Annotated in this window: 28 protein-coding genes and 1 other annotated feature; of the genes, 24 read left to right on the top strand and 4 right to left on the bottom strand. The window is 38.3% G+C overall.

Features of this window, described 5'->3' with window-relative positions; genetic code table 11:
• The first annotated feature begins 2 nt into the window (after positions 1-2).
• The 11 genes from IV81_RS06410 to IV81_RS06360 all read left to right on the top strand — a co-directional run bounded on the left by IV81_RS06410 (position 3) and on the right by IV81_RS06360 (position 8,001).
• On the top strand, positions 3-305 hold the full coding sequence (locus IV81_RS06410; RefSeq protein WP_057803436.1) for a Veg family protein: 303 nt from the start codon (positions 3-5) through the stop codon (positions 303-305).
• Positions 306-419: 114 nt separating this feature from the next.
• On the top strand, positions 420-1,271 hold the full coding sequence (ispE, locus tag IV81_RS06405; RefSeq protein ID WP_057803434.1) for a 4-(cytidine 5'-diphospho)-2-C-methyl-D-erythritol kinase: 852 nt from the start codon (positions 420-422) through the stop codon (positions 1,269-1,271).
• A gap of 12 nt (positions 1,272-1,283) precedes the next feature.
• Positions 1,284-1,796, top strand: coding sequence for a TetR/AcrR family transcriptional regulator (locus tag IV81_RS06400; RefSeq protein WP_057803432.1), 513 nt, complete (start codon positions 1,284-1,286; stop codon positions 1,794-1,796).
• Positions 1,797-1,899: 103 nt separating this feature from the next.
• Positions 1,900-2,382: a universal stress protein gene (locus IV81_RS06395; protein WP_057803483.1), complete on the top strand. Its 483-nt coding sequence runs from the start codon at positions 1,900-1,902 to the stop codon at positions 2,380-2,382.
• A 16-nt stretch (positions 2,383-2,398) separates the two neighbouring features.
• Entirely contained in the window at positions 2,399-2,848 is a 450-nt protein-coding gene (locus tag IV81_RS06390; RefSeq protein WP_057803430.1) for a universal stress protein, read from the top strand.
• Between the two features lie 197 nt (positions 2,849-3,045).
• On the top strand, positions 3,046-3,903 hold the full coding sequence (locus IV81_RS06385; protein ID WP_057803428.1) for a YihY/virulence factor BrkB family protein: 858 nt from the start codon (positions 3,046-3,048) through the stop codon (positions 3,901-3,903).
• A gap of 120 nt (positions 3,904-4,023) precedes the next feature.
• Positions 4,024-5,424, top strand: a complete 1,401-nt coding sequence (locus tag IV81_RS06380; protein WP_057803481.1) for a DHA2 family efflux MFS transporter permease subunit — start codon at positions 4,024-4,026, stop codon at positions 5,422-5,424.
• Between the two features lie 138 nt (positions 5,425-5,562).
• A complete protein-coding gene (locus IV81_RS06375; protein WP_057803426.1) occupies positions 5,563-6,864 on the top strand; it encodes a Y-family DNA polymerase in 1,302 nt (433 codons plus the stop codon).
• Positions 6,857-7,159: a hypothetical protein gene (locus IV81_RS06370; RefSeq protein WP_057803424.1), complete on the top strand. Its 303-nt coding sequence runs from the start codon at positions 6,857-6,859 to the stop codon at positions 7,157-7,159. Before IV81_RS06375 ends, IV81_RS06370 begins: the two co-directional genes overlap by 8 nt.
• 17 nt (positions 7,160-7,176) lie before the next feature.
• Positions 7,177-7,557, top strand: a complete 381-nt coding sequence (locus IV81_RS06365; RefSeq protein WP_057803422.1) for a hypothetical protein — start codon at positions 7,177-7,179, stop codon at positions 7,555-7,557.
• A gap of 72 nt (positions 7,558-7,629) precedes the next feature.
• Positions 7,630-8,001: a hypothetical protein gene (locus tag IV81_RS06360; RefSeq protein WP_057803420.1), complete on the top strand. Its 372-nt coding sequence runs from the start codon at positions 7,630-7,632 to the stop codon at positions 7,999-8,001.
• 77 nt (positions 8,002-8,078) lie between these two features.
• On the opposite strand, the gene IV81_RS06355 is transcribed toward IV81_RS06360, so the two are convergent.
• From IV81_RS06355 to trpX, 3 genes are read right to left on the bottom strand one after another with little or no spacing between them, the layout of a single operon-like run.
• Positions 8,079-8,837, bottom strand: a complete 759-nt coding sequence (locus tag IV81_RS06355; protein WP_057803418.1) for an ABC transporter ATP-binding protein — start codon at positions 8,835-8,837, stop codon at positions 8,079-8,081.
• Positions 8,830-9,750: an ABC transporter permease gene (locus IV81_RS06350; protein ID WP_057803416.1), complete on the bottom strand. Its 921-nt coding sequence runs from the start codon at positions 9,748-9,750 to the stop codon at positions 8,830-8,832. The genes IV81_RS06355 and IV81_RS06350 overlap by 8 nt, the downstream gene beginning before the upstream one ends.
• Positions 9,747-10,742 carry a tryptophan ABC transporter substrate-binding protein gene (gene trpX, locus IV81_RS06345; protein WP_057803414.1) on the bottom strand — a complete coding sequence of 332 codons (996 nt, stop codon included), beginning with the start codon at positions 10,740-10,742 and terminating at the stop codon, positions 9,747-9,749. The genes IV81_RS06350 and trpX overlap by 4 nt, the downstream gene beginning before the upstream one ends.
• 469 nt (positions 10,743-11,211) lie before the next feature.
• Here trpX and IV81_RS06340 point away from each other — a divergent pair, with 469 nt between their 5' ends.
• Complete coding sequence (locus tag IV81_RS06340; RefSeq protein ID WP_057803412.1) at positions 11,212-11,502, top strand: hypothetical protein; 291 nt, start codon at positions 11,212-11,214, stop codon at positions 11,500-11,502.
• A 101-nt stretch (positions 11,503-11,603) separates the two neighbouring features.
• On the opposite strand, the gene IV81_RS09540 is transcribed toward IV81_RS06340, so the two are convergent.
• A complete protein-coding gene (locus IV81_RS09540; RefSeq protein ID WP_057803409.1) occupies positions 11,604-12,299 on the bottom strand; it encodes a GntR family transcriptional regulator in 696 nt (231 codons plus the stop codon).
• A gap of 161 nt (positions 12,300-12,460) precedes the next feature.
• Here IV81_RS09540 and IV81_RS06330 point away from each other — a divergent pair, with 161 nt between their 5' ends.
• The 12 genes from IV81_RS06330 to IV81_RS06275 all read left to right on the top strand — a co-directional run bounded on the left by IV81_RS06330 (position 12,461) and on the right by IV81_RS06275 (position 22,508).
• Entirely contained in the window at positions 12,461-12,775 is a 315-nt protein-coding gene (locus tag IV81_RS06330) for a PTS sugar transporter subunit IIB (RefSeq protein WP_057803407.1), read from the top strand.
• Positions 12,776-12,855: 80 nt separating this feature from the next.
• Positions 12,856-13,179 (top strand): PTS lactose/cellobiose transporter subunit IIA, encoded by a 324-nt coding sequence (locus IV81_RS06325; protein ID WP_057803406.1) that lies wholly within the window; start codon positions 12,856-12,858, stop codon positions 13,177-13,179.
• 12 nt (positions 13,180-13,191) lie between these two features.
• Positions 13,192-14,637 carry a 6-phospho-beta-glucosidase gene (locus IV81_RS06320; RefSeq protein WP_057803404.1) on the top strand — a complete coding sequence of 482 codons (1,446 nt, stop codon included), beginning with the start codon at positions 13,192-13,194 and terminating at the stop codon, positions 14,635-14,637.
• A 34-nt stretch (positions 14,638-14,671) separates the two neighbouring features.
• On the top strand, positions 14,672-15,400 hold the full coding sequence (locus IV81_RS06315) for a MurR/RpiR family transcriptional regulator (protein WP_057803402.1): 729 nt from the start codon (positions 14,672-14,674) through the stop codon (positions 15,398-15,400).
• Positions 15,401-15,656: 256 nt separating this feature from the next.
• Complete coding sequence (locus IV81_RS06310; protein WP_057803400.1) at positions 15,657-16,988, top strand: FAD-dependent oxidoreductase; 1,332 nt, start codon at positions 15,657-15,659, stop codon at positions 16,986-16,988.
• Between the two features lie 248 nt (positions 16,989-17,236).
• Positions 17,237-17,470, top strand: a binding site (T-box leader).
• Positions 17,471-17,528: 58 nt separating this feature from the next.
• Entirely contained in the window at positions 17,529-18,602 is a 1,074-nt protein-coding gene (locus tag IV81_RS06305) for a methionine ABC transporter ATP-binding protein (RefSeq protein WP_057803398.1), read from the top strand.
• Positions 18,596-19,267, top strand: coding sequence for a methionine ABC transporter permease (locus IV81_RS06300; RefSeq protein ID WP_057803397.1), 672 nt, complete (start codon positions 18,596-18,598; stop codon positions 19,265-19,267). The genes IV81_RS06305 and IV81_RS06300 overlap by 7 nt, the downstream gene beginning before the upstream one ends.
• Before the next feature lie 11 nt (positions 19,268-19,278).
• Positions 19,279-20,148 (top strand): MetQ/NlpA family ABC transporter substrate-binding protein, encoded by an 870-nt coding sequence (locus tag IV81_RS06295; protein WP_057803395.1) that lies wholly within the window; start codon positions 19,279-19,281, stop codon positions 20,146-20,148.
• 12 nt (positions 20,149-20,160) lie between these two features.
• On the top strand, positions 20,161-21,309 hold the full coding sequence (locus IV81_RS06290) for a vitamin B12 independent methionine synthase (protein WP_057803393.1): 1,149 nt from the start codon (positions 20,161-20,163) through the stop codon (positions 21,307-21,309).
• A 67-nt stretch (positions 21,310-21,376) separates the two neighbouring features.
• A complete protein-coding gene (locus IV81_RS06285; RefSeq protein ID WP_057803391.1) occupies positions 21,377-21,847 on the top strand; it encodes a PTS sugar transporter subunit IIA in 471 nt (156 codons plus the stop codon).
• 149 nt (positions 21,848-21,996) lie between these two features.
• The gene (locus tag IV81_RS06280) at positions 21,997-22,308 is read left to right on the top strand and encodes a hypothetical protein (protein ID WP_057803389.1); all 312 of its coding nucleotides are present in this window, start codon (positions 21,997-21,999) and stop codon (positions 22,306-22,308) included.
• Positions 22,305-22,508, top strand: a complete 204-nt coding sequence (locus IV81_RS06275) for a hypothetical protein (RefSeq protein ID WP_057803387.1) — start codon at positions 22,305-22,307, stop codon at positions 22,506-22,508. The genes IV81_RS06280 and IV81_RS06275 overlap by 4 nt, the downstream gene beginning before the upstream one ends.
• Positions 22,509-22,530: the final 22 nt, after the last annotated feature.

Raw genomic sequence — 22,530 nt, 5'->3', positions numbered from 1 at the left:
TAATGCCAATCACACTAGCTACAATTAAAGATAGGCTCGATGGTCGCATCGGGGAAGAATTAATGGTGGTCGCTCAAGCTGGACGCAAGAAAGTAACAAAGCGTCGTGGACGTCTACACATGACATACCCAGCTGTTTTCGTGGTAGATTTGGATCAAGACGAGAACTCCTTCGAACGTGTGTCGTACAGTTACACGGATATTTTGACAAAGAACATCAAGATTAACTTTAACGATGAGATTGATGACGATGAAGAGTTAGCATCTGATGAAGCTGAAGACGATTTTGATGACGATGAAGAATAATATCTAATAATGGGGCAATAGTTAAGCTTTTAAGTGAATTAGCTATTAGCCTTTTTTATTTTTGCCTTTTTTTAGTATAATTTATGTTAAAAGCAAACGAAACAGGTGAACTGAATGGAAATCACCGAGAAAGCTCCGGCTAAACTGAATTTATTTTTAGATACTCCATTTAACCATGATGATGGTCTTCCAGAATGGAATATGATAATGACTTCAGTTGATTTGGCTGATTACGTAAAAATTGAGAGTATTTCGGGTAAGAAGGGCATTAAGGTACGGACTAATACCGGTTTTTTGCCAAATGATCATCGTAACTTGGCGTACCAAGCTGCTCGAATTTTACAGGAAAAGTATCGCGTTCGGGCCAAGGTAATTATTGAAATTCGAAAGCATATTCCAGTTGCGGCGGGTTTGGGTGGAGGATCATCGGACGCTGCGGCGGTTTTACGAGGTTTGAATAAACTTTGGAAGCTTAACCTTAGCCTAGAGGAACTCGCGCAAATTGGTTTAGAGATTGATTCTGACGTTCCATTTTGTGTGTACAGTCGCACGGCGCACGTTTTAGGTAAGGGGGAAAAGGTGATTCCCTTAAAAAAATTACCACCTATGTGGGTAGTATTGGCTAAACCTAAGTTAAGCGTTTCAACACCGTACATTCTCAGTAAGATTGAACATAAGGAACTGCAGCATTCAAACATTGATTTAATGCTCGACGCCATCGACCGAGAAGATTATGATAGTATTTGTCGTTGTATGGGAAACGTTTTGGAACAGGTGACTGGGAAAGAACATCCCGAGGTTTTAAAAATAAAAGACAGAATCAAGCAGTATGGGGCGGATGCCGCTCAGATGAGTGGGACGGGACCAACCGTTTTTGGAATCTGTTCTAAATCAAGTCGGGCAAAACACATCGTTAATAGTCTAAAGGGCTTTTGTCACGAGGTGTATTTAGTTCGAATTTTGTGAGGGATAAAATTAATGGCTAATCATGAAGTAACAAAACAGAAAATTGTCGATGCATTATTTAAATTACTAAAAGATAATGACTTAGCCAGTATTTCGGTAAGTAACATATGTCAAACGGCATCGGTATCAAGAATGTCATATTATCGAAGTTTTAAAACTAAAGACCAAATTATCGATTATAAAATTGACCAAATTTTTACTGATTTTTTTAATTACCTAATGCTGAGACCTAATCATGACATTGGAACGTTCTTGGAGGCTTTTTTCTCTATTTGTCGGCGGAATGCCTCATATATCGAAGCCTTAATTGATGCAAATTTAAATGACCGTTTATATGATAAATTGAATTTTTATTTAACGGACTTAATTGAGCAGGGAATTTTTAAGCTTCGCACGGATATCCCAGTCATGTGGGTAAACTTTGTGGCGGGTGGATTAAATCAAATGGTAGTGCAGTGGGTTAAAGACGGGCTAGTACAAACAAATCAGGAAATGGTAATGGTGGCACACCGCTTCTTAAGGTAAAAGCTATGGTGCAGGTGGCCGCCATTTTATTACATACTATTGGTAGCGCTATCTTAGGAAATTTATTATAATGATAATAGAAACTATAGGGGGAGTGATGGATATGCTTAAATATAAGAAAATTTTAGTTCCAGTTGATGGTTCCACTAACGGGGAACTTGCGTTAAAAAAGGCGATTTCGGTGGCGCAGCGTAACCAAGCTCACTTAGACATTGTAACTGTAATTCAGTCTTCACGTTTTTTGGATATTTATGGACACATGGGGTCAAATATGGACTACGTTGAAGTATCACTCCTAAAAGCTAAAGCGTACGTTGATGACTTAAAGGATCAGATTGAGCATAAATATGATTTCCATGATATAAGTGTCTATGTAGAAGCTGGGGAACCTAAATCAATAGTTGCTGTGGATATACCACAAAAGCTCGGAACGGACCTGGTGATGATGGGTGCAACCGGATTGAATGCCCTTCAAAGAGCGATGATTGGTTCGGTTGCGGATTATGCTGTCCGAACGGCGCAAACAGATGTATTATTAGTACGGACGGGGATTGATAATCAACCGTACTCAAGCGATAAAAATTAGCAAGGGGAGAGAAGCCATGAGTTCAAGAGAATTTGATCCAAAAAGATTTAGTAAAATTTTAGTCGGAGTCGACGATTCACCAGACGCACAGCTCGCATTCCGTTTTGCGATGAACCGTGCTAAGCAAGATGAAGCAGAGTTAGATTTAGTAACCGTAATTGAGGAAAATGATATCAATATCTACCAAGCTTTAGATAAAAATTTCATTAGCCAACAACGGGCGGAACTAGAAAAACATTTGCAAAGTTACCGTAAAATTGCAATAGAATTTGGAATTAAAAAAGTTCAAACGTACATTGCAGAGGGCGAAGCCGGTGAAACAATCGTTAAAAATGTAATCCCAAGTGTTGATCCAGACTTATTAGTCATTGGTTCTTCATCAAAGACGGGAATGGCTAAATATTTTGGATCACAAGCCTCTTACATGGCAAAATACGCACCAATTTCTGTATTGGTGGTGCGTTAATCCACTTGAAAAATTTCGTATTACGCATGATTAAATAAAACGTTTTCTCTAAAGCTAACCTTGAAAAGTTAAGGTTAGCTTTTTTTATTATTTTATGCATATCGATGGTAATTTTGATAATATATTTGCAATAATAAGTATAAGAATATGATTTAAAAATTATCAACCGACTTTTGATGGTGAAGGGGGTTATATCGATGAAATTTGAAGTAGTAAAGAGAAAAACGATGACTTTTTCTAGAGCACTATTTAAACGGTTTGGGGATGCAGAAGTATCAAATAATGCAATTGTTTTATCATACTATTCCTTGCTTTCTGTTTTTCCCGCTGTAATGTTTTTGGGAAGCATTCTGCCACTTTTAAATGTCCATTCCGACACGGCTTTGGCATATATTAAAACTGCCGTTCCTCCCGCAATCTATGAAATTATGGGACCAATTGTAAAAGACTTTTTGGAACAGGGAAATGGTGGCGTTTTTTCATTGAGTGTAATTTTAACCTTGTATTCTGCTAGTCAAGTAGTTGCCGCCTTTCGTGGTGCGATTAATCGGGCATATGGTATTGATAAGCCACAGAATTCAATCGTTAATCGGATTATTTCTTTCATTTTGACAATTATAATTGTTGTAGTTATGGGGATATTGATTATTGTATTTAGTTTTAGTCAAGCCGTGGTTGAATATCTGACACCTATTTTAAAATTACCCAGAAATTGGTTTGATGTAATTGGTCAGGTTAAGTGGCCACTAACGTTAGTTGGAATATTTATTGGTCTTATGGTGTTGTACTACCTGGCTCCAAACGTAAAAATAAAATTTAAATACGTTCTTCCTGGAGCAATTACTGCCACGATTGGCTCAATGCTACTATCGCAATTATTTTCAGTTTATTTGCAATATTTTGCCAAGTCAGTGACCAGCTATAAAACGCTAGGAACCTTTATTGTCATCATGTTTTGGTTGAATTTTTCGGCATTAATTTTATTACTCGGCGGAGTTATTAATGCAACTGTTCAGGAATTAAAGACAAAGGGCGAATTAGAAAAAAGAATCTAGCTTAATTTTAAATTTTTAAAAAATAAAACTTACGAAAAATTTTTTGTTCTGATATAGTAATCGAGTTACGTTTTTGAGAGAGGGATTATTTTGGAACAAAAAATTAGAAATAACGAAGCAATGCAAGCAAGAGTGCCAGTAGAACACCCTTTTTTGGTGATGACCAGCATGTTGATTGGGGCATTCGTCGGAATGTTTAGCGAAACATCGTTGAATATTGCGTTACCTAAATTAATGGGTAGTTTAAGTGTTGGTACGGGGACGATTCAGTGGCTGGTAACCGGATATATGTTAGTGATTGGAATTGTTTTACCTTTTTCAAGCTTGATATCTAAGTGGTTTACAACCCGTCAAATTATTATATTTGGTTTGCTAGCATTTTTGGTTGGAGCAATTATATCAGCAATGTCGGTCTCTTTTGGAATGCTTCTTTTCGGTAGGATGATCCAGGGAATTGCAACGGGATTGATTTTACCGATGATGTTTACGGTAGCAATGTTAATTTTTCCGCCGTATAAATTAGGCGCAATCATGGGCATGTGTGCGCTAGTGATCATGTTTGCCCCTGCGTTGGGTCCTACAGTTACAGGAATTGTTTTGGCTAAATTATCTTGGCAATGGGTCTTTTGGATTTTTGTGCCACTATTATTAGTAGCACTGTTTTTTGCAATTTTTTATTTAAAAAACGTTGGAGAAGTTACTAAACCAAAAGTAGACGTAATTTCATTATTTGAATCGGTAATTGGTTTTTCAAGTGTTGTGATTGGGGTCAGCTTTGCTAGTGAAAAAGGATGGACATCGCCAATCGTCGTCGGAACGTTAATTTTAGGAGTACTCGTTTTATTTATTTACGTTAAACGACAATTGACGCTTGAAGTCCCCGTTTTAAATTTAAAAATTTTTAGTATTTCTGAATTTAGGGTCGGAGCGACCATTATGATGCTGGATTTTGCGATTATTCTATCAGCAATGTATTTATTACCGCTGTATATTCAAAAAGGATTACTTCTACCAGTTGCCCTAACCGGTATTATTATGTTTCCGGGTGGCTTAGTTAATGCTTTAATGTCGGGAGTTGCTGGACGATTGTATGATCGGGTTGGAGCAAAAATGCCAGTAAGATTGGGGTTGATTATTGCTTTGATCGGTTTAATTATGATGGCAATGATGAGCACGAAAACGAGCGTTGCTTACATTATCATTGCACATATAGTTCTGATGGTGGGATGTACTTTAGCCATGTCACCAGCTCAGACCTATGCTTTAAACGCTCTTACGGGGGCACAATCTGGGGATGGTAGTACAATTATGAATACAATGCAGCAGATTGTTGGAGCAATTGCCACGGCACTGGCAACCAGTTTACTGGGGATGGGGCAGTTAGCCTACCAAAGCCAGTATGGAAGCCATGCATTAAATGCAGCATTTACCAACGGTGTCCATTATGGATTTTACTTTACTATGGTGCTGGTAGTGGTAGCGTTGCTTTTTTCTAGAAAAATAAGTTATCCAAAAAAATAATTTAAATGGACGAGGAAATCGACTTGAAGAAGAATGGTCATGGTTTTCTCGTTTTTTAATATCAAAAAACACACTTGACTAATGCGAACATTTGTTCGAAAATAAAGGTGTAAGTTCGTAACAAGGTTGGTGAATGTGATGGATTATTCTGGTGAACCGCATGGTGTGTACTTTTTAATTGATAATAAATCTTTCTATGCCAGCTGTGAGGCAGTTAAAAGGGGACTTAATCCGCTGGATGTTTCATTAGTTGTCATGTCTGAACAGGAAAATACCAACGGTGGGTTGATATTAGCGACATCACCACACGCTAAAAAAGAGTACGGGTTAAAAGCGAATGTCTCGCGACAAAGAGATTTACCGCAGGCCAATGATTTAATTGTTGTACCCCCAAGGATGAATTTATACATTCAAAAAAATTTACAAATTAATAACATCTTTCGGCGCTTTGTTCCAGATGAAGATTTATGGCCGTACTCAATTGATGAATCGATTTTGGATTTAACGCACTCATGGCGGCTATTCGGTAAAAGCCCGTTGCAGGTTGCCAGGATAATTCAGCGGACCGTCCGAGATGAATTGGGATTATATACGACAATTGGGATTGGCGAAAATCCTGTTCAAGCTAAAATTGCATTAGACGTTTATGCAAAAAAGAGTTCAGACTTAATCGGGGTGATTAACTATGGCTCAGTTCAAAAAAAGATTTGGACGATTAATTGTCTCACTGATGTATGGGGAATTGGGAGGCAGACGGAAAAGAATTTAAATCGATTGGGAATCTATAACATGAATGATTTAGCGCACGCTAATCCGTTTTATTTAAGGGAACATTTAGGCATTATTGGATGGCAGCTATTTGCCACGGCATGGGGAGTTGATCGAAGTGATTTGGAAAAACCCGCCCAAGTTAAAGAGCATAGTATTGGTAATTCACAGGTTTTGCCGCGGGATTATTCTAATCGTTCTGAGATTGAGACGGTTATTAAAGAAATTGGTGAACAAGTGGCTGCACGTTTGCGACATCGAGGAAAGCAAACGCAATGTTTAGCACTCGGAATTGGATTTTCGTATCAATCAGCGCAAGATGATGGGCGAGAGGGATTTAGTTTATCCCGAAAAATTCCACCAACAAATGGTAATCACGATGTTGTTCGAGAATTGATTGCGATGTTTAGATCACACTGGCAGGGGCAAGTTGTTCGTAATATTGCGGTATACACCAGTCGGCTATCAACAATGCGTGGCCAACAGTTGGAGCTTTTTGATCCAATTAGCCAGCAGATTAAAAAGTATGATGTGGATTGTACTGTGGATAAAATCCGGGAAAAGTTTGGCTTCAAGTCGTTGGTGTATGCACGAAGTAAACTGCGGGGAGGAACCGCGATTGATCGAGCCAATCTTGTTGGAGGACATAACGGGGGAAACGCATATGAATAGAGACTTGGATATTATTATGAGACGCATTCAGATTTTATTTAAACGAATGAATCAGACACTATATCGAATCGAAGTAGTTAACGATAAATTTGACGAAGAGTTTAATTTTTTCTTCCACATTCAACCCAAAAATCGAAGAATTAAATCGGTACCACTGCATGCGGTAAAGAAGTATGATCTGGAATATTTAGAAGAGATAATTAATTTAATTAAAAAACAGACTAATTTATCAATTGAATTTATTGGTTTTGAAGATTTGCATTGGCAATCTAATCACCGCATGATTCAACATTAACGGAACAGGAGCGAAAGGTGGCACAATGGGAATTTAAAGAAGAGGATGTCGAGGTCTTTTTCGAAAAGTATTACGTTGATCGCGGGATGATGAAGTGGCAAGGATACTATTTATCGGACCATACCAGCATGTTAAACGTGGAAGCAGAAAATAAGCGACAAAGATTGAATCAAAAAATTCGACCGCAAGACTCTAAACAACAAATTGCGGCTACAATTGAAGTCGCAATAACTAAATGCAGGGAAGTGGTTGTTCAAATTGATGAACGTGATCAAAACAATCAATTGGCAGAGGAAATCCAAGGGAAGATCTTAGGATATTCGGGGGATGAACTATATTTTGGGGATGATGTCTTTATAAAAATCGAATTAATTCGAAATATTCGATTAATAAACTAAGTCGTTTTAATATAAATAATTAATTCATCGCGATATACTCTAGGTGGTTAAAAATGAATGGAGGTAATTAAAATGTTAGATGTTAAAGATTCTTTAGATCGTTTGGAATGGACTGCAGAACACCACTTTCTACATATCCAAAATCATCATGAGTTTATGCGGGCATGGGCGATCCAATTTGAGCTGGCCTACACTGATTTTAGGACAATTCAAATGGTACTCCAAATCGATGGAAGCTATCATGAATTGTTGGCTAACTTTACCGCGCAGTATGACAAAGTTTATGCATATGAATACGAATTTGCGGCAGGAGGACTTGATGGTTTTTATGCTAAATACCATGAAGCAAGCGACCTTGAAAGTTATCAAAAGGCTCAGGAAAGTTTACGGGAATATATCTCAGATATCCGCGGAATAATGGAACAAAGTTTAACGGAAGAATGAGTATAACCGGACTAATATTTCACATAAAAATGGGAGAATGACAACCATCGATTGTCATTCTCCCATTTAAAATTAGACTAGTAAATTTTTAGTTCCTCGATATTTGCTTGCGCCTTTTCGTTGGCATTTAAATCTTGAGTGATTTGCCCATCCTTCATAACAATCAAGCGATTGCCGTATTTAACCGCATCTGTTAGATGATGAGTAATCATCATGGCGGTTAAATGATCTTCAGTCACTCTTTTTTGCGTGGCTTCCATTAGTTCGGCGCTGGTTTTAGGATCGAGCGCAGCCGTATGTTCGTCAAGCAATAAAATGTCGGGCTTTTTAATTGTAGCCATTAGGAAACTTAACGCTTGGCGTTGTCCACCGGATAAATTTCCGGTAGGCGTTTTTAAACGTTCGCTCAATTTGTTTGGCATGGTTGCGGTAATTTTTTTAAAGTCTTCCATGTGTTGATTAAGTTGACGAAGGTGAAGCCCCCGTCGTTCACCCCGTTTGGTAGCCAGAAGGAGATTTTCAGCAACCGTCATTCGAGGGGCGGTACCAAGCTTGGGATCCTGAAAAACACGGCTGATAAACTTGGTGCGTTTTTCTTCAGAGAGATGTGAAATGTCTTTTCCATCAATTAAAATTTGTCCTTCATCAATGGCTAGATTTCCCGCAATAACGTTGAAAAGAGTTGATTTTCCGGCACCATTGGAACCAAGTAACGTAATAAAGTCGTTTTTACGGACAATCAAGTTAACGTTATTTAAGATTTTAATTTCTTCGGCAGTGTGCCGGTTTACATAAACGGTAACATTTTTAAGCTCTAAAATTATTGGATTACTCATTTTCGTTACGCTCCTTTGATGGAATTGCCGTACCACGTTCAACAATCCGATTTAATTGAAATTTATTTCGAAGGGTTGGAAGCATCAGACATAGTGCCAGAACTAGGGAAGAAATTAAGTTTAAATCGTTGGTTCCAAAGCCCGCTTTTAAAACAAGCAGTAGAACGAATCGATAGATAATACTTCCACAAACGACGGCGATTAGACGTTGGTTCATGGTTAGTTCGCCAAAAACAACTTCGCCAATGATAATAGATGCAAGACCAATAACGATGATTCCAATACCCATGTTAACGTCGGAATATCCGTCACTTTGGGCAATTAAAGCACCCGAAACAGCAATTAAGCCGTTTGATACCATTAGTCCCATATTCTTCATTTGGTCGGTGTTAATTCCAAGTGACTTCGCCATTTTTTCATTATCACCGGTTGCGATAAACGATTGTCCTAGATCCGTTTGAAGAAAAAGGGCAAGTAGTGCAACAACGACAATAATAATTAACATACCAAGAAAAACGCTATCGAAGAACTTTGGTAAAGATGTTAAAAATTTAGTGCTAAAGAGTGTTTGCTTTCCAAGCAAGGAAACGTTGGATGTTCCCATGATTCGGAGATTGATGGAATAACAAGCGGTCATTACCAAGATTCCAGCGAGCAAAATTGGAATGCGGCCCTTAGTGTATAAAAGGCCCGTAATCAAGCCGGCAATCATACCGGCTCCAAACGCCAAAAGTGTAGCTAACAGGGGATTAACGCCGTGTGCAATTGCTGTAACGCTAACTGCAGCTCCCAGTGGAAATGTTCCTTCAACTGTCATATCAGGGAAATCAAGGATTCGGAATGTTAAAAATAATCCGATTCCCAGTAATCCCCATAGTAATCCTTGTCCGATTGCAGATGTAATTAAGTTCATTTGAATACCTCCCCATTCTTTTCAGCTTCCGCTAACAATTTTGCAGGAATTTTTACGCCAAGTTCAGCAGCTTGTTTGGTGTTGATTGTTAAGTCACCATGTTTAATAAATTCTACGGGTGTATTTTTAACTTTTTGACCCTTTAATATTTTGGCGGCCATCTGACCAGTTAAGACACCCAGTTTATATTGGTTAACACTGTAAGTCGCAACGCCGCCGTCTTTAACCATTGAATCAACAGTTGGAAAGACAGGTACTTTAGCAGCATCCGCATTTTTGATTAACGTGGACATCGCCCCCGCAATGGTGTTATCGGTTGGTACGAAGACGGCATCAACTTCTTGGACCATGGTTTGTGATACTTGATTAAGATCGTTTGAATTTGAAATAGAGTAAGCTTTGGTCTTTACCCCAGCGGCATCCGCCAATTTTTTAAATTTTTTATATTGGGTAACGGCGGAATTATCGCTTGATGTATAAATGATTCCGAGCGTTTTCATTTTGGGCATCAGTTCTTTAATCAAGCCTAATTGCTCTTCCAAGGGGGCTTGATCAGAAACACCAGTAATGTTTTTTTCAGGTTGATTAAGATTCTGAACAAGTTCAGCGCCTTTTGGATCAGTGACGGCACCCATTAAAATTGGCGTGCTAGAGGTTGCATTAGCAAGTGAAATCGAAGCCGGTGTAGTAATTCCAATTGCAAGATCCACATTCTCATTAACAAATTTTTCGCTCATTGTTTTTAAGTTACTTTGATTCCCCTGAGCATTTTGATAATCAACCTTCAAATTTTTTCCGACTTTATATCCAGATTCTTCCAGTCCAGCATAGATTCCTTTTTGAATTTGTTTTAGAGCCGGTTGATCCATTAACTGAAGCAGGCCAACTTCCTTGACTTGTCCCTTTTGGGTCACCTGTGAATTTGTTTCTGTAAAAAATGCGTACCCAAGAAAAATAACAATAACGGCGATAAAACCTAACATTCTCTTCATATCCAACACTCCCTTAAAATTTGGTATAAAAAAGGACAAGCCACCATGGGCTTGTCCATAAAAATAGCCCGCATGGAAATTGATTAATCCATGCAGGCGTAGTAGTCGTTTGTTCATCACAAATGAGGTCGGCACAGATACGATCTGTCGTTCAGGTCGTATCTTGCCTAGACAAAATTACAACCTGGTTACCGGCTTTGCCAACCATTATTTAAATGTGTTTGTTGTAATGTACTCATTTGAATTACCAGCTTTCGATTTTTAATACTCCATGAGTATATCTGATGTTGATTTCTTTTGTCAATATTTTTATTTAATCTTTTTGTAATTTTGCAGTGCTAATAATAACGATCTTTACTGTAATGATAAACTTATCAAAAAAATATCTTTGTTAAATATGTTAGCTTAATAAAATAACTATGGTAAACTGTAGCTGTGAACGGGTTTAATTTTACAAGGAGGACATTTGATGGAAAAGAAAAGGGCTCCAAAAGTCATCGAAGTCGGAATGTTACCTAATATGTTTTTGATGGTCAAATTTGACGATAATACTGTTAGATATTGGCGAAGTAAATTAAATCAAGAAGAAATTAATATTTTCAAAAGTGGAAAAGAAAATATTTTTGGATTCACCAGATTGACGCCCCAATTCTATTGGATTGGTAATGACATTGTCATTGATAACAATAATTTTTTCAAAGTGAACAACGTGACCTACAGTGGAAATGATATTTACAACAATGGGTTAATGCACTATTAATTGATTAGAATAAATACTAAAAAAGCTCCGAATTGAAGTTTATCGTGAAAATCAAAGTGAATTTCATGAATAAATTAGATTCGAAGCTTTTTTATTTTGTTTTAACTTTGATTTGAAGCATGAAAGTAAAACTGCATGGTCCGATCAAGATAGTAAGTTTTGGAAAAATTAAATAATACGTTATTTCTACGATAGTGAGATTGATATAAAACAATATAGTCGTCGCCTTGCGGAAATCCGGTGATGGAAGCAATCTCGGTGGGAAGGGGTTCAATCCCAACGTATTGGTCACTTGAATTTACCGAAACGTCATACTCGGTTTTAATAAACTCAAGGATGGACTCGTGCGCGGCTTCAATAGGTAAAAATGGAACCTCTTTTCGCTCATAGTATGCGTATTCTAACGTGTAAGGTCGATCATCACGAAAACGGTAACGAATGACGCGATGCAATTCATCTCCTACCTCACAGCCAAATTTTGCCGCCATGTATTCGTCAGCAATTACTCGGTCAAAGGTGATGACGCGAGATTTTAATTGGCGAGGATTAAAACCCTCCGAAATCCCCATGGTTAAATTAACAATCTGATCAGCCCTTGGACCAAAATCGTTGATATAGTAACCACTTCCTTGTACACGGCGGACGAGTCCTTTTTGACTAATAATATCAATCGCTTTTCGAATTGTATTTCGACTAACATCATATTTTTGCATCAATTCGTATTCAGTTGGTAACTTTCCCTTGAAGACATTTTGTTTAATTTTAGTAATTAGATCACTGGCAATGTATGTGTACATAAAACCGCCTCATTTATATTTTTTAAGTTTCTCAGTTATTTTTAATTAATTTCGATTATTGGTACTTGTAAAATTTGTACCCACGCTTTATAATTCAATTGTAGCGTAAGCGGTTTCATAGTCAACCGCAAAATCAAATAAAATTACAGGAGTGATTCATTATGGCTGAAAAAACAATTATGTTAGTTTGTGCCGCAGGTATGTCAACAAGTTTATTAGTTTCTAAAATGCAAAAAGCCGCTGAAGCAGAAGGTGTAGATGCTGAAATCTTTGCAACTGCAGCATCTGATGCAGATAATAAGTTGGCTGAAAAATCACCAGATATTTTAATGCTTGGACCTCAGGTTCGTTACCTTGAAGGCAATTTCAAAGAAAAATTGGATATTCCGGTTGAAGTAATTAACATGCAAGATTATGGAATGATGAACGGCGAAAAAGTCTTAAAAGAAGCCCTAACATCAATGGGTACTAAGTAAACATTTAGCCAAAAATAAAAGCGCTTTCTAAATAAATGTGGGCGCTTTTTTACATAAATAAAAGTAAGGAGTAGATTGAAATGGCAGAAGAAGAACAAAACATGGAAGCAATCATGGGTTTAATTATTAACGGTGGAAATGCGAAGAGCTCCGCTTTTGAAGCGATTAACGCTGCTAAAGAAGGAAATTTTGAAAAAGCCGACGAAAAATTACGGGAATCTGATGGTTTTTTAACGGAAGCACATAACGCACAGACGGGGATGCTGACAGAGGAAGCAAACGGCAACCACGCTAAAGTAACGTTGCTAACGGTTCATTCACAAGATCATATCATGAACGCAATTACCTTTAGAGATTTAGCCGGAGAAATTGTTGATTTATACAAAAAATTAGCAGAAAAGTAGTCGAGGTGCAGAATGACTGAAAAACATTATAAAATGCCAAAAGACTTTTTGTGGGGTGGAGCAGTTGCTGCACACCAATTTGAAGGTGGATGGCAAGAAGGCGGTAAGGGAGTAAGTATCGCTGATGTAATGACAGCCGGCAATAAGGATACAGCCCGCCGAGTAACTGACGGCGTAGTCGATGGTGAAATTTATCCAAACCACTGGGGGATTGACTTTTATCACCGTTATCCAGAAGATATCGAACTTTTTGCTGAAATGGGTTTTAAGTGTTTTAGAACATCGATTGCTTGGACTCGAATTTTTCCAAATGGTGATGAAGTCGAGCCTAACGAGGAAGGCTTGAAATTTTATGATAACGTCTTCGATGAACTTTTAAAACATGGTATCCAACCAATTATTACTTTATCGCACTTTGAAATGCCATACCACTTAGTTAAGGAATATGGTGGATGGACTAATCGAAAGCTGATCGACTTTTTTGTTAATTTTGCCGAGGTGGTAATGAAACGTTATAAAGGGAAAGTTAAGTACTGGATGACGTTTAACGAAATTAATAATCAGGTTAGTTGGGATGATCCTCACCCGTTATTGCAAGATTCTGGAATTAACGTTAAACCTGGAACTCCTGGGATGGAAGAGATGATGTACCAGGCGGCACATAATGAAATGGTTGCGAGCGCCAAGGTAGTTCAATTAGGGCATCAGATTGATAAAAATTATCAAATTGGTGCGATGATTGCAATGTGTCCGATCTATCCGTTAACGGCAAAGCCAGAAGATATTATGATGGCTGAACGTGCAATGCAAACGCGGTACTACTATGGTGACGTGCAAGCAAACGGTGAGTATCCAAATTGGTTGCCAAAATATTGGGAACGCCAAGGCATTAACGTGACGATTAGCGACGAGGACCGTGAGATTCTAAGAAAAGGTACAGTAGATTACATCGGATTTAGCTATTATATGTCGTTTACCACCAAGTCAACGGCGGAAAACCCCGAATATGTTTATACAGAATCAAAAGATCTCGTCGATAATCCATACGTCCAAAAATCGGACTGGGGTTGGCAGATCGACCCAGTTGGTTTACGCTATTCAATGAATTGGATGCAAGACCGTTGGCACAAACCACAGTTTATCGTGGAAAATGGATTTGGAGCGTATGATAAGAAAGAATCAGACGGTCGCGTCCACGATGATTATCGAATTAAATATTTTCATGACCATGTTTTAGAAATGGAAAAGGCGGTTGCACTAGATGGCGTTGATTTGATTGGATACACTCCTTGGGGCTGTATCGATTTAATCTCTGCCAGTACGGGTGAAATGGCTAAACGCTATGGATTTATTTATGTGGACCAAGATGATGAAGGTAATGGTTCTTTGGAACGTTCTAAAAAGGATTCCTTTGAGTGGTATAAGCAAGTAATTGCTTCTGATGGGGAAATTTTATAATGCAAGGTTGTTGAGTTTTAAAGAGGTGATGTTGATGTTTAGTTATGAGAAAGTTCAAACTTTAAATGAGTTAGAATTATTTGTGTATAAGTACGTAACTAGCCATCTTGAGGAATGTAAAACAATGACAATTCGGGATTTATCCACACAAAGCCATGTCTCTTCAACGACAATTTTACGTTTTTTAAAAAAGATGGGTTTTGAAGGTTTTTCTGATTTTAAATATGTTTTGCGTCACCGAGATAAGCGAGTTGATGAACGCGTATTGACGCAAGATTTGGGTCCAGTGGAACAATTTTTAGATCAGGCTAATTCGACGGAATACGCCGAGAAAATTGAAAAAGCGGCGCAAATGATTGCCAATACTAACACTAGGTTATTTTTTGGAATGGGATCCAGTGGAAGTTTAGCACAGTACGGCGCACGCGTTTTATCAAATTATGGCTTACTAACGTTGGCAATTACTGATCCGTTTCAGCCCAAACCAGTTTCGGAACGGGATTATTCTAAAACGTTGGTGATTCTGCTCTCTGTTTCAGGAGAAACGGAAGGTGTCATTACGCAGGCCAGTTATTATCGACAAAACGGCGCAAAAACGTTGGCAATTACCGCTAACAAAGCTTCGACGCTTGCAAAAATAGTTGATTATAGTCTGTCATATAACGTCCCTGAAAAGAAACTAGGCTCTTTAAACTTTACATCACAAATTCCGGTTGTTTATTTGCTAGAACAGCTGGGTGAACAAACTAATAAGTTGGTTTAAGCCTCGAAAGCCAGTTCTGAAATTTAAATGCTAAACGAAAAGGATCGCGATCAAATATTTGGTTGCGATCCTTTTTATAACGGTTCAAACAGCATGACAATGAATTAATGACAAAATCAGTTTGGTACGCTTAACGTATAAATGAATTGGTATCTTTTAGGGACGAAAATTTTAAATTAAAAACAATGTGAAAATATTGACAAAATTGTGAAAGCGGTTAATAATTTATGTATATATAGCAGGAGGTTGGTTAATTATGAAAATTGCAATTGTTGGTTGTACCCATGCGGGAACCTTTGCCGCGCAACAGATTTTAACTGAGCACCCCGATTACGAAGTAACAGTCTATGAACGTAATAATAATCTATCATTCCTATCTTGTGGAATTGCACTTTGGGTTGGAAACCATGTTTCAGACCCAAAGAAGATGTTTTATTCATCACCTGAAGCACTGACAAAATTAGGTGCAGTTATGAAGATGGAACATGACGTTTTAAATATCGACACGGATAATAAGGAATTGGAAGTCAAAGATTTAAAAACAGGCGAAATTACAACAGATACATATGACAAACTGGTGATGACAACTGGATCAGCACCAGTGATTCCACCAATTGATGGGATTGATAATAAGCGAATTAAGTTGTGCAAAAACTGGAGTGATGCATCAGAACTAAAACGGATTGATGATGACGTAAAATCAGTTATCGTAATTGGTGCAGGATACATCGGTGCGGAACTGGCTGAACAATACGCTCTAACCGGACGTGAAGTAACATTAATTGACGGTTTGCCGGGCGTTTTATCAAAGAATTTTGATCCTGAAATCTCTGATAGAGTGGCCAAAGATTATACTGATCATGGCGTAAAGTTGGCAATGAGTGAGATGGTTCAAGGATTCAGTGGCGAGGATCAAATTACCGTTAAAACTGATAAGGGAAGTTATACGGCAGACTACGCGATTTTATGTGTAGGATTCCGGCCACATACCGAATTATTGAAGGGCAAAGTTGATATGCTAAGAAATGGTGCGATCATCACAGATGAGTATATGCAAACTTCAAACCCTGATATCTTTGCGGCTGGGGATTCTTCCGTAGTCCATTACAATCCAACTGGAAAAGACGATTATATCCCATTGGCAACTAACGCTGTACGCCAAGGAATCTTGGTTGGACATAACATCGAAAAACCAACGGTTAAATATCTTGGAACGCAAGCTAGTTCGGCCGTAGCACTTTTTGGTAAAACAATGGCTAGTTCTGGTTTAACGGTGGGAGGCGCCGAAGCCCGTGGCGTCAAGGTCGATTCGATTACCCTAGAACAAGATTATCGTCCAGAATTTATGCTTTCGACGACCCCAATTTTAATGCGGTTGGTTTGGGATCCAGAAACAAGGGTGGTTCTCGGTGGAGCATTCTATAGCGAATACGATTGCGCACAGTCAGCAAATGTTATTTCGTTAGCAATTCAAAATAAAATGACCATTGATGATTTATCAATGGTTGACATGTTCTTCCAACCTAATTACGATCAACCGTTAAACTACGTCAATGCACTAGCAATGGCGGCAGTGGCAAAAAAATAGGATGTGTAGAAAGATGGGCTGGGTTCGAGGAATAGCTTAGTTTGGCGCAATGAACTGCGAAGCAAGGCGTTGTGACGGACGTAGCTAGCCACAAACCGATGACTTCTGGAGCTTAATTAAGAAATTGAAAAACATGCGGCAATGAATGATTACCGCATGTTTTTCTAAAATAATCTAAAAATAAAGGCTTGACAAAGTGATCTGGTGGTTTGTATACTCTAATCAACATTTAATTTAAATCTAATAAAGTTAAAACGTAGAAGAGAAGAGTAGTCATGGATTAGATCGATCAGAGAGTCCCGGTTGGTGCGAAGGGATGTTTTGAAAAATGATGAAGATGAGCTCTGAGAAGTTAATTGGTTAACGCCAGTTGAACGGGTGCAACCGTTATATTGCCAGGTATCGCTAGCATTGGGTATTGGAAGAGGTCCATGCAAAATGGATGAATATGAGGTGGTACCGCGAACGCGTTCGTCCTCTAGTTGTGTATAGCAACTAGAGGATGAACGCGTTTTTTATTAGAAGTTGGGGAGAAGGCCAATGACAGAATCGATTATTGATTTACAAAACATTTCGGTTGTTTTTAACAAAGAAAAGCAGCAATTGAAAGCAGTTAATGATATTAATTTACGAATTGATCGAGGTGACATTTATGGAATTATTGGGTACTCCGGGGCCGGAAAAAGCACATTGGTCAGGGTGATTAACCTTTTGCAACGACCCACAGTGGGGAAAGTAATCGTGGACGGAACGAATTTGTTAACACTTCCATCGAAAAAATTACGAACAGTTCGAAAAAAAATCGGAATGATTTTTCAACATTTCAATTTAATGAATTCGCGAACGGTGTTTAATAACGTAGAGTACCCTTTATTGCACGAAAAAATCAGTAAAGTCGAACGCCAAAAACGAGTTCAACGCTTGCTCGAACTGGTGGGTTTAAATGAGTTTGCCGGTGCTTATCCAGAGCAGCTTTCCGGTGGTCAAAAACAAAGGGTTGCAATTGCCAGAGCACTTGCCAGTCAGCCGGATATCTTAATTTCCGATGAAGCGACTAGCGCACTAGATCCTAAAACAACGGAATCGATCTTAAAATTACTACGGCGGTTGAATCACGAGTTGGGGTTGACCATCGTATTAATTACCCACGAAATGAACGTCATTAAATCGATTTGTCATAACGTGGCAGTGATTGAAGATGGAGAAATTATTGAACGAGGGTCAGTGAAAGATATTTTTACAAAACCTAAAAAGGAATTGACGCGGGACTTCGTTGATACGTCGACCAATGTGAAGAAAGCTTTACTACAAATTAAATGGGATACACAAGTTAACAGCTTAGGAGGAAATCAGCGTTTAGTTCAATTGAATTTTATTGGTGGGTCATCTAAGCAGAGTCTGATTTCAGAACTGGCGCGAGATTATCACGTTGATGCTAACATCCTGTATGCAAATGTTGATCAAATCGATGGAACAAGTATCGGTTACATGATTACCATTTTTACCGGAGCAACGGAAGCTTTGGATGAATCGGTTGAAATTTTGGAGAGAAATGGTGTCGAAGTTGTACCGATTAACTTGGATCAGATAAAGGGGGATGAAGAACAATGGTGAATTTAATACCGAACGTCGTTAACATGAAACAGCAGTTGATTGATGCGACGTGGGCAACTTTGTACATGACGATCACGTCGGCCATCATTGCCGGAATTCTAGGGCTTGGAATTGGTTTAGTATTGATTATTACGCAGCCCAACGGCATTTTAGAAGACCGAATTATTTATTCTTTTACGGACAAAGTGGTTAATATTTTACGATCGGTACCATTTATCATTTTATTGGCAGTGATTGCACCGTTAACCCAGTACTTGATTGGCACAACTGTCGGAACGACCGCTGCAATTGTTCCATTGATCTTTGGAATCTTTCCCTTCTATGCCCGACAGGTTCAAAATGCGCTATTAGAAATTGATCCGGGAGTGATCGAAGCGGCTCAGGCAATGGGATCGAGCCCGATTGAAATTATTTTTTCAGTTTATTTACGCGAAGGCCTTTCAGATATCATTCGAGTTTCGACGTTTACGCTAATAAGTTTAGTTGGATTGACTACGGTTGCTGGCGCAATTGGATCGGGTGGCTTAGGTGATGTGGCGATTACAATTGGATATGCTCGATTTGAAAATGATGTAACAATTGTGGCCATGATGATTATTTTAGCGTTAATCTTCACATTTCAAATTATTGGAGATCAACTTGCTCAAAAATTTAAGCAATTTTAGGAGGTGATGGGATGTGGAAAACCGCGAGAAGTGTGGCATGGATTGCCGGAACTCTACTAGCATCAGTAGTTTTAACAATTGGAATTCACTATTTAAGTAGTGGATTACGGGTACATAGTAGTGCTAAGTCAAGCATTAGCATCGTTTCGGAAGGTTCAGATTATGATATCTGGCGTTACATTGCCAAAAGTAATGCTGCTAAGAAGGCCGGTTTAAAAATAACAGTTAAAGAAATTACGGATGGAGTTCAAATGAATAAAGCAACCTCGCAGGGAACGGTAGATGCAAATGCTTTTCAATCTTGGACGTATTTAGGAGCTTATAATAAGCAAAATCCAAAAGGAAAATTAACCGCAGTAGGAACGACATATTTGGAACCCATGGGAATCTACTCTAAAAAGTATTCGAACGTCAAAGATATTCCGGAGGGAGCCACAATCGCGTTAGCAAATGATGCAGCAGATGAATCAAGGGGATTGCTCTTGCTACAGGAGGCGAAATTAATTAAGTTAAAGAAGAATTTCAGTGCTTTAAGTGGTGTTTCGGATATTGTTAGCAACCCCAAACAATTTAAATTTAAGACGATTGATGACCATACAGGACCACGAATTTTAAACCAGATTGATGCCGTTTTAATTTCAAACACAATCGCATTAGAGGGCGGATTACATGTTTTAACAGACTCAATTTACCATGAAAAAGTTGATCAAAGTACAAAAAACAATGTTAACGTTATCGCAACTTCAGCGAAAAATAAGAATAGTAAAAGCATAAAGAAACTAGTTAAACTTTATCACCAGAAGGATATTCAAAAGTATATCAAGCAAAAATACTATGGTACAAAAATCGAAGTACAAAAACCAATTTCATATTTAAATTAGGAGGACATTCTTATGTCAAATACAAAAACTTTAACTAAAACTAACCAAATTCCATTTCGTTACGATGTTGTCGGAAGTCTATTACGGACAGACACTTTGAAAAAAGCGCATCAGGACTATCAAGAACATAAAATTAATGACGAAGAATTAAAGCAAATTCAGCACACTGAGACAAAACGAATTGTGGAAAAGCAAATTCAGTTGGGTTTGAAAGCCGTTACGGATGGCGAATTTAATCGGAGCTGGTGGCACTTAGACTTTTTATGGGGATTAAATGGTGTGGAAAACTATGATTTTCAAAAAAGTTATCAATTTCATGGCGATCAAACAAGAACGGATAACGTGGAATTAATTGGGAAAATTGCTTTTAATCCAAACCATCCTTTTTTTGAGAGTTTTGAATTTTTAAACTCATTGGTCCCAACTGGTGTTCTGGCAAAACAAACAATCCCATCACCAACAATGCTTTTTAGAGACAATCGCAGTGATCGTTGGTCTGAATACTATCAAACTTGGGATGAGTATTTAAGTGACGTAGTGAAAGCATATCGCGAAACGATTCTACATTTTTACGACCTAGGCTGTCGATATATTCAGCTTGATGATACGACCTGGGCATTCTTGATTAGCCAATTAAACCGAACAAAAGAAAATCCGAGTGAACATCAAAAATTTGAGGGATTTGCTCAATCAAACGTCCAAGTTATTAATCGAATTTTGAAAGATCTGCCTGATGATTTAGCGGTTACCACTCATATTTGTCGGGGTAATTTTAAATCAACGTATTTATTTGAAGGCGGGTATGACGTAATTGCGGAATATTTAGGACAATTAAATTATGATGGACTATTCTTGGAGTACGATAATGACCGTTCAGGCATCTTAGAGCCAATTGCCAAAATTTGGAATAATGATCCAGATAAGCGTTTGGTACTTGGATTAATCACCTCCAAGACACCGGAGCTTGAAAGCGTCGGTGCTATCGAAAGTCGGATTAAGGAAGCTAGTCAGTACGTACCACTTGAAAATTTGGCGCTGTCGACCCAGTGCGGTTTTGCTTCAACCGAGGAAGGAAATAAATTAACCGAAGATGAACAATGGGCCAAGTTGAATTTGGTTAAACACATTGCCCAAGATGTTTGGCCGGATGCAGAAGGCTAATGATTGAGATTGCTGAAGTAAGCGAGTACGATATGATCAGAATCTTCTAAATTGTGGAGGAATGATCATGAATTCAGAAAATAAAATCATTTTGTTGGCCCCAGTTAGCGGTGAACTGATGCCAATTAATCAAGTGCGCGATCACTATTTTTCAGAAAAAAGAGCTGGAGATGGGATCGGAATTGAACCAGCTAGTGGTCCTGTTGTGGCCCCGGTTACCGGTAAAGTCGTTAAGATTTCGGATGCTAAAGAATCAATTACGTTCCAAACCGATGGTGGATTGGAAGTAGCGGTTCATCTCGGATTAGACACGGCTGATTTAAATGGGACACCTTTTACAGTAGGGGTGCGCATCGGTGATCGAGTAGAAGCAGGCGATGAAGTGGCTTTTTGGAATATCGGTCAAGTTATCGAAGCTGGAAAGCAACCCACCGTGGTGATAACGATTCCGAATTCAAGTACGGTTTTAGATGGATTGATTATCACTGGGATTAACGCGATTGTTGGATATCCGGCGGTGGAGTTAACGATTAAGTAGAAAAGATGGACATTTGATGGTGAAAGCTATCAAATGTTTTTTATTTTATATGGTCGATCAAAATAAATATTTATGTACATTAACATTTTAGGAGTATTATATTAATTGGAAGCGATTTCTTAAAAAGGGTAATCATCGGGGAATAAAAAATGAAAGCATACATTAGGTTGAAAATTAATAATATTAATATCACATACGAAAAACTAGGAAAACAAATCTGGGGGGTGCCTGGCAAAAATCCGTGGTTTAATCATTTTGGGGATGGAGAAAGCTTCAGGAAAGAATTAGACATTGGATTAGGTATATTACCTACGGATTTCAATGAAAAATGGAAGGACACACATAAAGGATGGGATCCTGTAATGATAAATGTAAAAAAATGCAGGATCGACCGGAACTACTGGTCATCACTGATTTTATTGAAGAATTACCGTATAATCAAAAGGCGTTTTACAACATGACATATTATGTCGCAACGCATGTCGGTGGAATGATTACGGATCGGAATCGTCAAGAATGGATAACTCCGGATGAATTTAAGAAGCTTCATCAGTCGATCATGGAAGAAGACTTTAACCAGTTGTTATATGAAAGTATTGTGATTGGGAAAAAAGAGACACCTGGCGCTGAAGAACCTGATGTTGATGATGTGATTTGGTAAAAATTGATAATTAAAAGATCCC

This window comes from Pediococcus stilesii (genome assembly GCF_001437075.1).
GTDB lineage: Bacteria > Bacillota > Bacilli > Lactobacillales > Lactobacillaceae > Pediococcus > Pediococcus stilesii.
This window is presented reverse-complemented; position numbering and strand designations above follow the sequence as displayed.

Excerpts from the sequence above, each read along its gene's own strand:
- IV81_RS06410 (WP_057803436.1), top strand. The coding sequence starts at position 3 with ATGCCAATCACACTAGCTACAATTAAAGATAGGCTCGATGGTCGCATC.
- ispE (WP_057803434.1), top strand. The coding sequence starts at position 420 with ATGGAAATCACCGAGAAAGCTCCGGCTAAACTGAATTTATTTTTAGAT.
- IV81_RS06400 (WP_057803432.1), top strand. The coding sequence starts at position 1,284 with ATGGCTAATCATGAAGTAACAAAACAGAAAATTGTCGATGCATTATTT.
- IV81_RS06395 (WP_057803483.1), top strand. The coding sequence starts at position 1,900 with ATGCTTAAATATAAGAAAATTTTAGTTCCAGTTGATGGTTCCACTAAC.
- IV81_RS06390 (WP_057803430.1), top strand. The coding sequence starts at position 2,399 with ATGAGTTCAAGAGAATTTGATCCAAAAAGATTTAGTAAAATTTTAGTC.
- IV81_RS06385 (WP_057803428.1), top strand. The coding sequence starts at position 3,046 with ATGAAATTTGAAGTAGTAAAGAGAAAAACGATGACTTTTTCTAGAGCA.
- IV81_RS06380 (WP_057803481.1), top strand. The coding sequence starts at position 4,024 with ATGCAAGCAAGAGTGCCAGTAGAACACCCTTTTTTGGTGATGACCAGC.
- IV81_RS06375 (WP_057803426.1), top strand. The coding sequence starts at position 5,563 with ATGGATTATTCTGGTGAACCGCATGGTGTGTACTTTTTAATTGATAAT.
- IV81_RS06370 (WP_057803424.1), top strand. The coding sequence starts at position 6,857 with ATGAATAGAGACTTGGATATTATTATGAGACGCATTCAGATTTTATTT.
- IV81_RS06360 (WP_057803420.1), top strand. The coding sequence starts at position 7,630 with ATGTTAGATGTTAAAGATTCTTTAGATCGTTTGGAATGGACTGCAGAA.
- IV81_RS06355 (WP_057803418.1), bottom strand. The coding sequence starts at position 8,837 with ATGAGTAATCCAATAATTTTAGAGCTTAAAAATGTTACCGTTTATGTA.
- IV81_RS06350 (WP_057803416.1), bottom strand. The coding sequence starts at position 9,750 with ATGAACTTAATTACATCTGCAATCGGACAAGGATTACTATGGGGATTA.
- trpX (WP_057803414.1), bottom strand. The coding sequence starts at position 10,742 with ATGAAGAGAATGTTAGGTTTTATCGCCGTTATTGTTATTTTTCTTGGG.
- IV81_RS06340 (WP_057803412.1), top strand. The coding sequence starts at position 11,212 with ATGGAAAAGAAAAGGGCTCCAAAAGTCATCGAAGTCGGAATGTTACCT.
- IV81_RS09540 (WP_057803409.1), bottom strand. The coding sequence starts at position 12,299 with ATGTACACATACATTGCCAGTGATCTAATTACTAAAATTAAACAAAAT.
- IV81_RS06330 (WP_057803407.1), top strand. The coding sequence starts at position 12,461 with ATGGCTGAAAAAACAATTATGTTAGTTTGTGCCGCAGGTATGTCAACA.
- IV81_RS06325 (WP_057803406.1), top strand. The coding sequence starts at position 12,856 with ATGGCAGAAGAAGAACAAAACATGGAAGCAATCATGGGTTTAATTATT.
- IV81_RS06320 (WP_057803404.1), top strand. The coding sequence starts at position 13,192 with ATGACTGAAAAACATTATAAAATGCCAAAAGACTTTTTGTGGGGTGGA.
- IV81_RS06315 (WP_057803402.1), top strand. The coding sequence starts at position 14,672 with ATGTTTAGTTATGAGAAAGTTCAAACTTTAAATGAGTTAGAATTATTT.
- IV81_RS06310 (WP_057803400.1), top strand. The coding sequence starts at position 15,657 with ATGAAAATTGCAATTGTTGGTTGTACCCATGCGGGAACCTTTGCCGCG.
- IV81_RS06305 (WP_057803398.1), top strand. The coding sequence starts at position 17,529 with ATGACAGAATCGATTATTGATTTACAAAACATTTCGGTTGTTTTTAAC.
- IV81_RS06300 (WP_057803397.1), top strand. The coding sequence starts at position 18,596 with ATGGTGAATTTAATACCGAACGTCGTTAACATGAAACAGCAGTTGATT.
- IV81_RS06295 (WP_057803395.1), top strand. The coding sequence starts at position 19,279 with ATGTGGAAAACCGCGAGAAGTGTGGCATGGATTGCCGGAACTCTACTA.
- IV81_RS06290 (WP_057803393.1), top strand. The coding sequence starts at position 20,161 with ATGTCAAATACAAAAACTTTAACTAAAACTAACCAAATTCCATTTCGT.
- IV81_RS06285 (WP_057803391.1), top strand. The coding sequence starts at position 21,377 with ATGAATTCAGAAAATAAAATCATTTTGTTGGCCCCAGTTAGCGGTGAA.
- IV81_RS06280 (WP_057803389.1), top strand. The coding sequence starts at position 21,997 with ATGAAAGCATACATTAGGTTGAAAATTAATAATATTAATATCACATAC.
- IV81_RS06275 (WP_057803387.1), top strand. The coding sequence starts at position 22,305 with ATGACATATTATGTCGCAACGCATGTCGGTGGAATGATTACGGATCGG.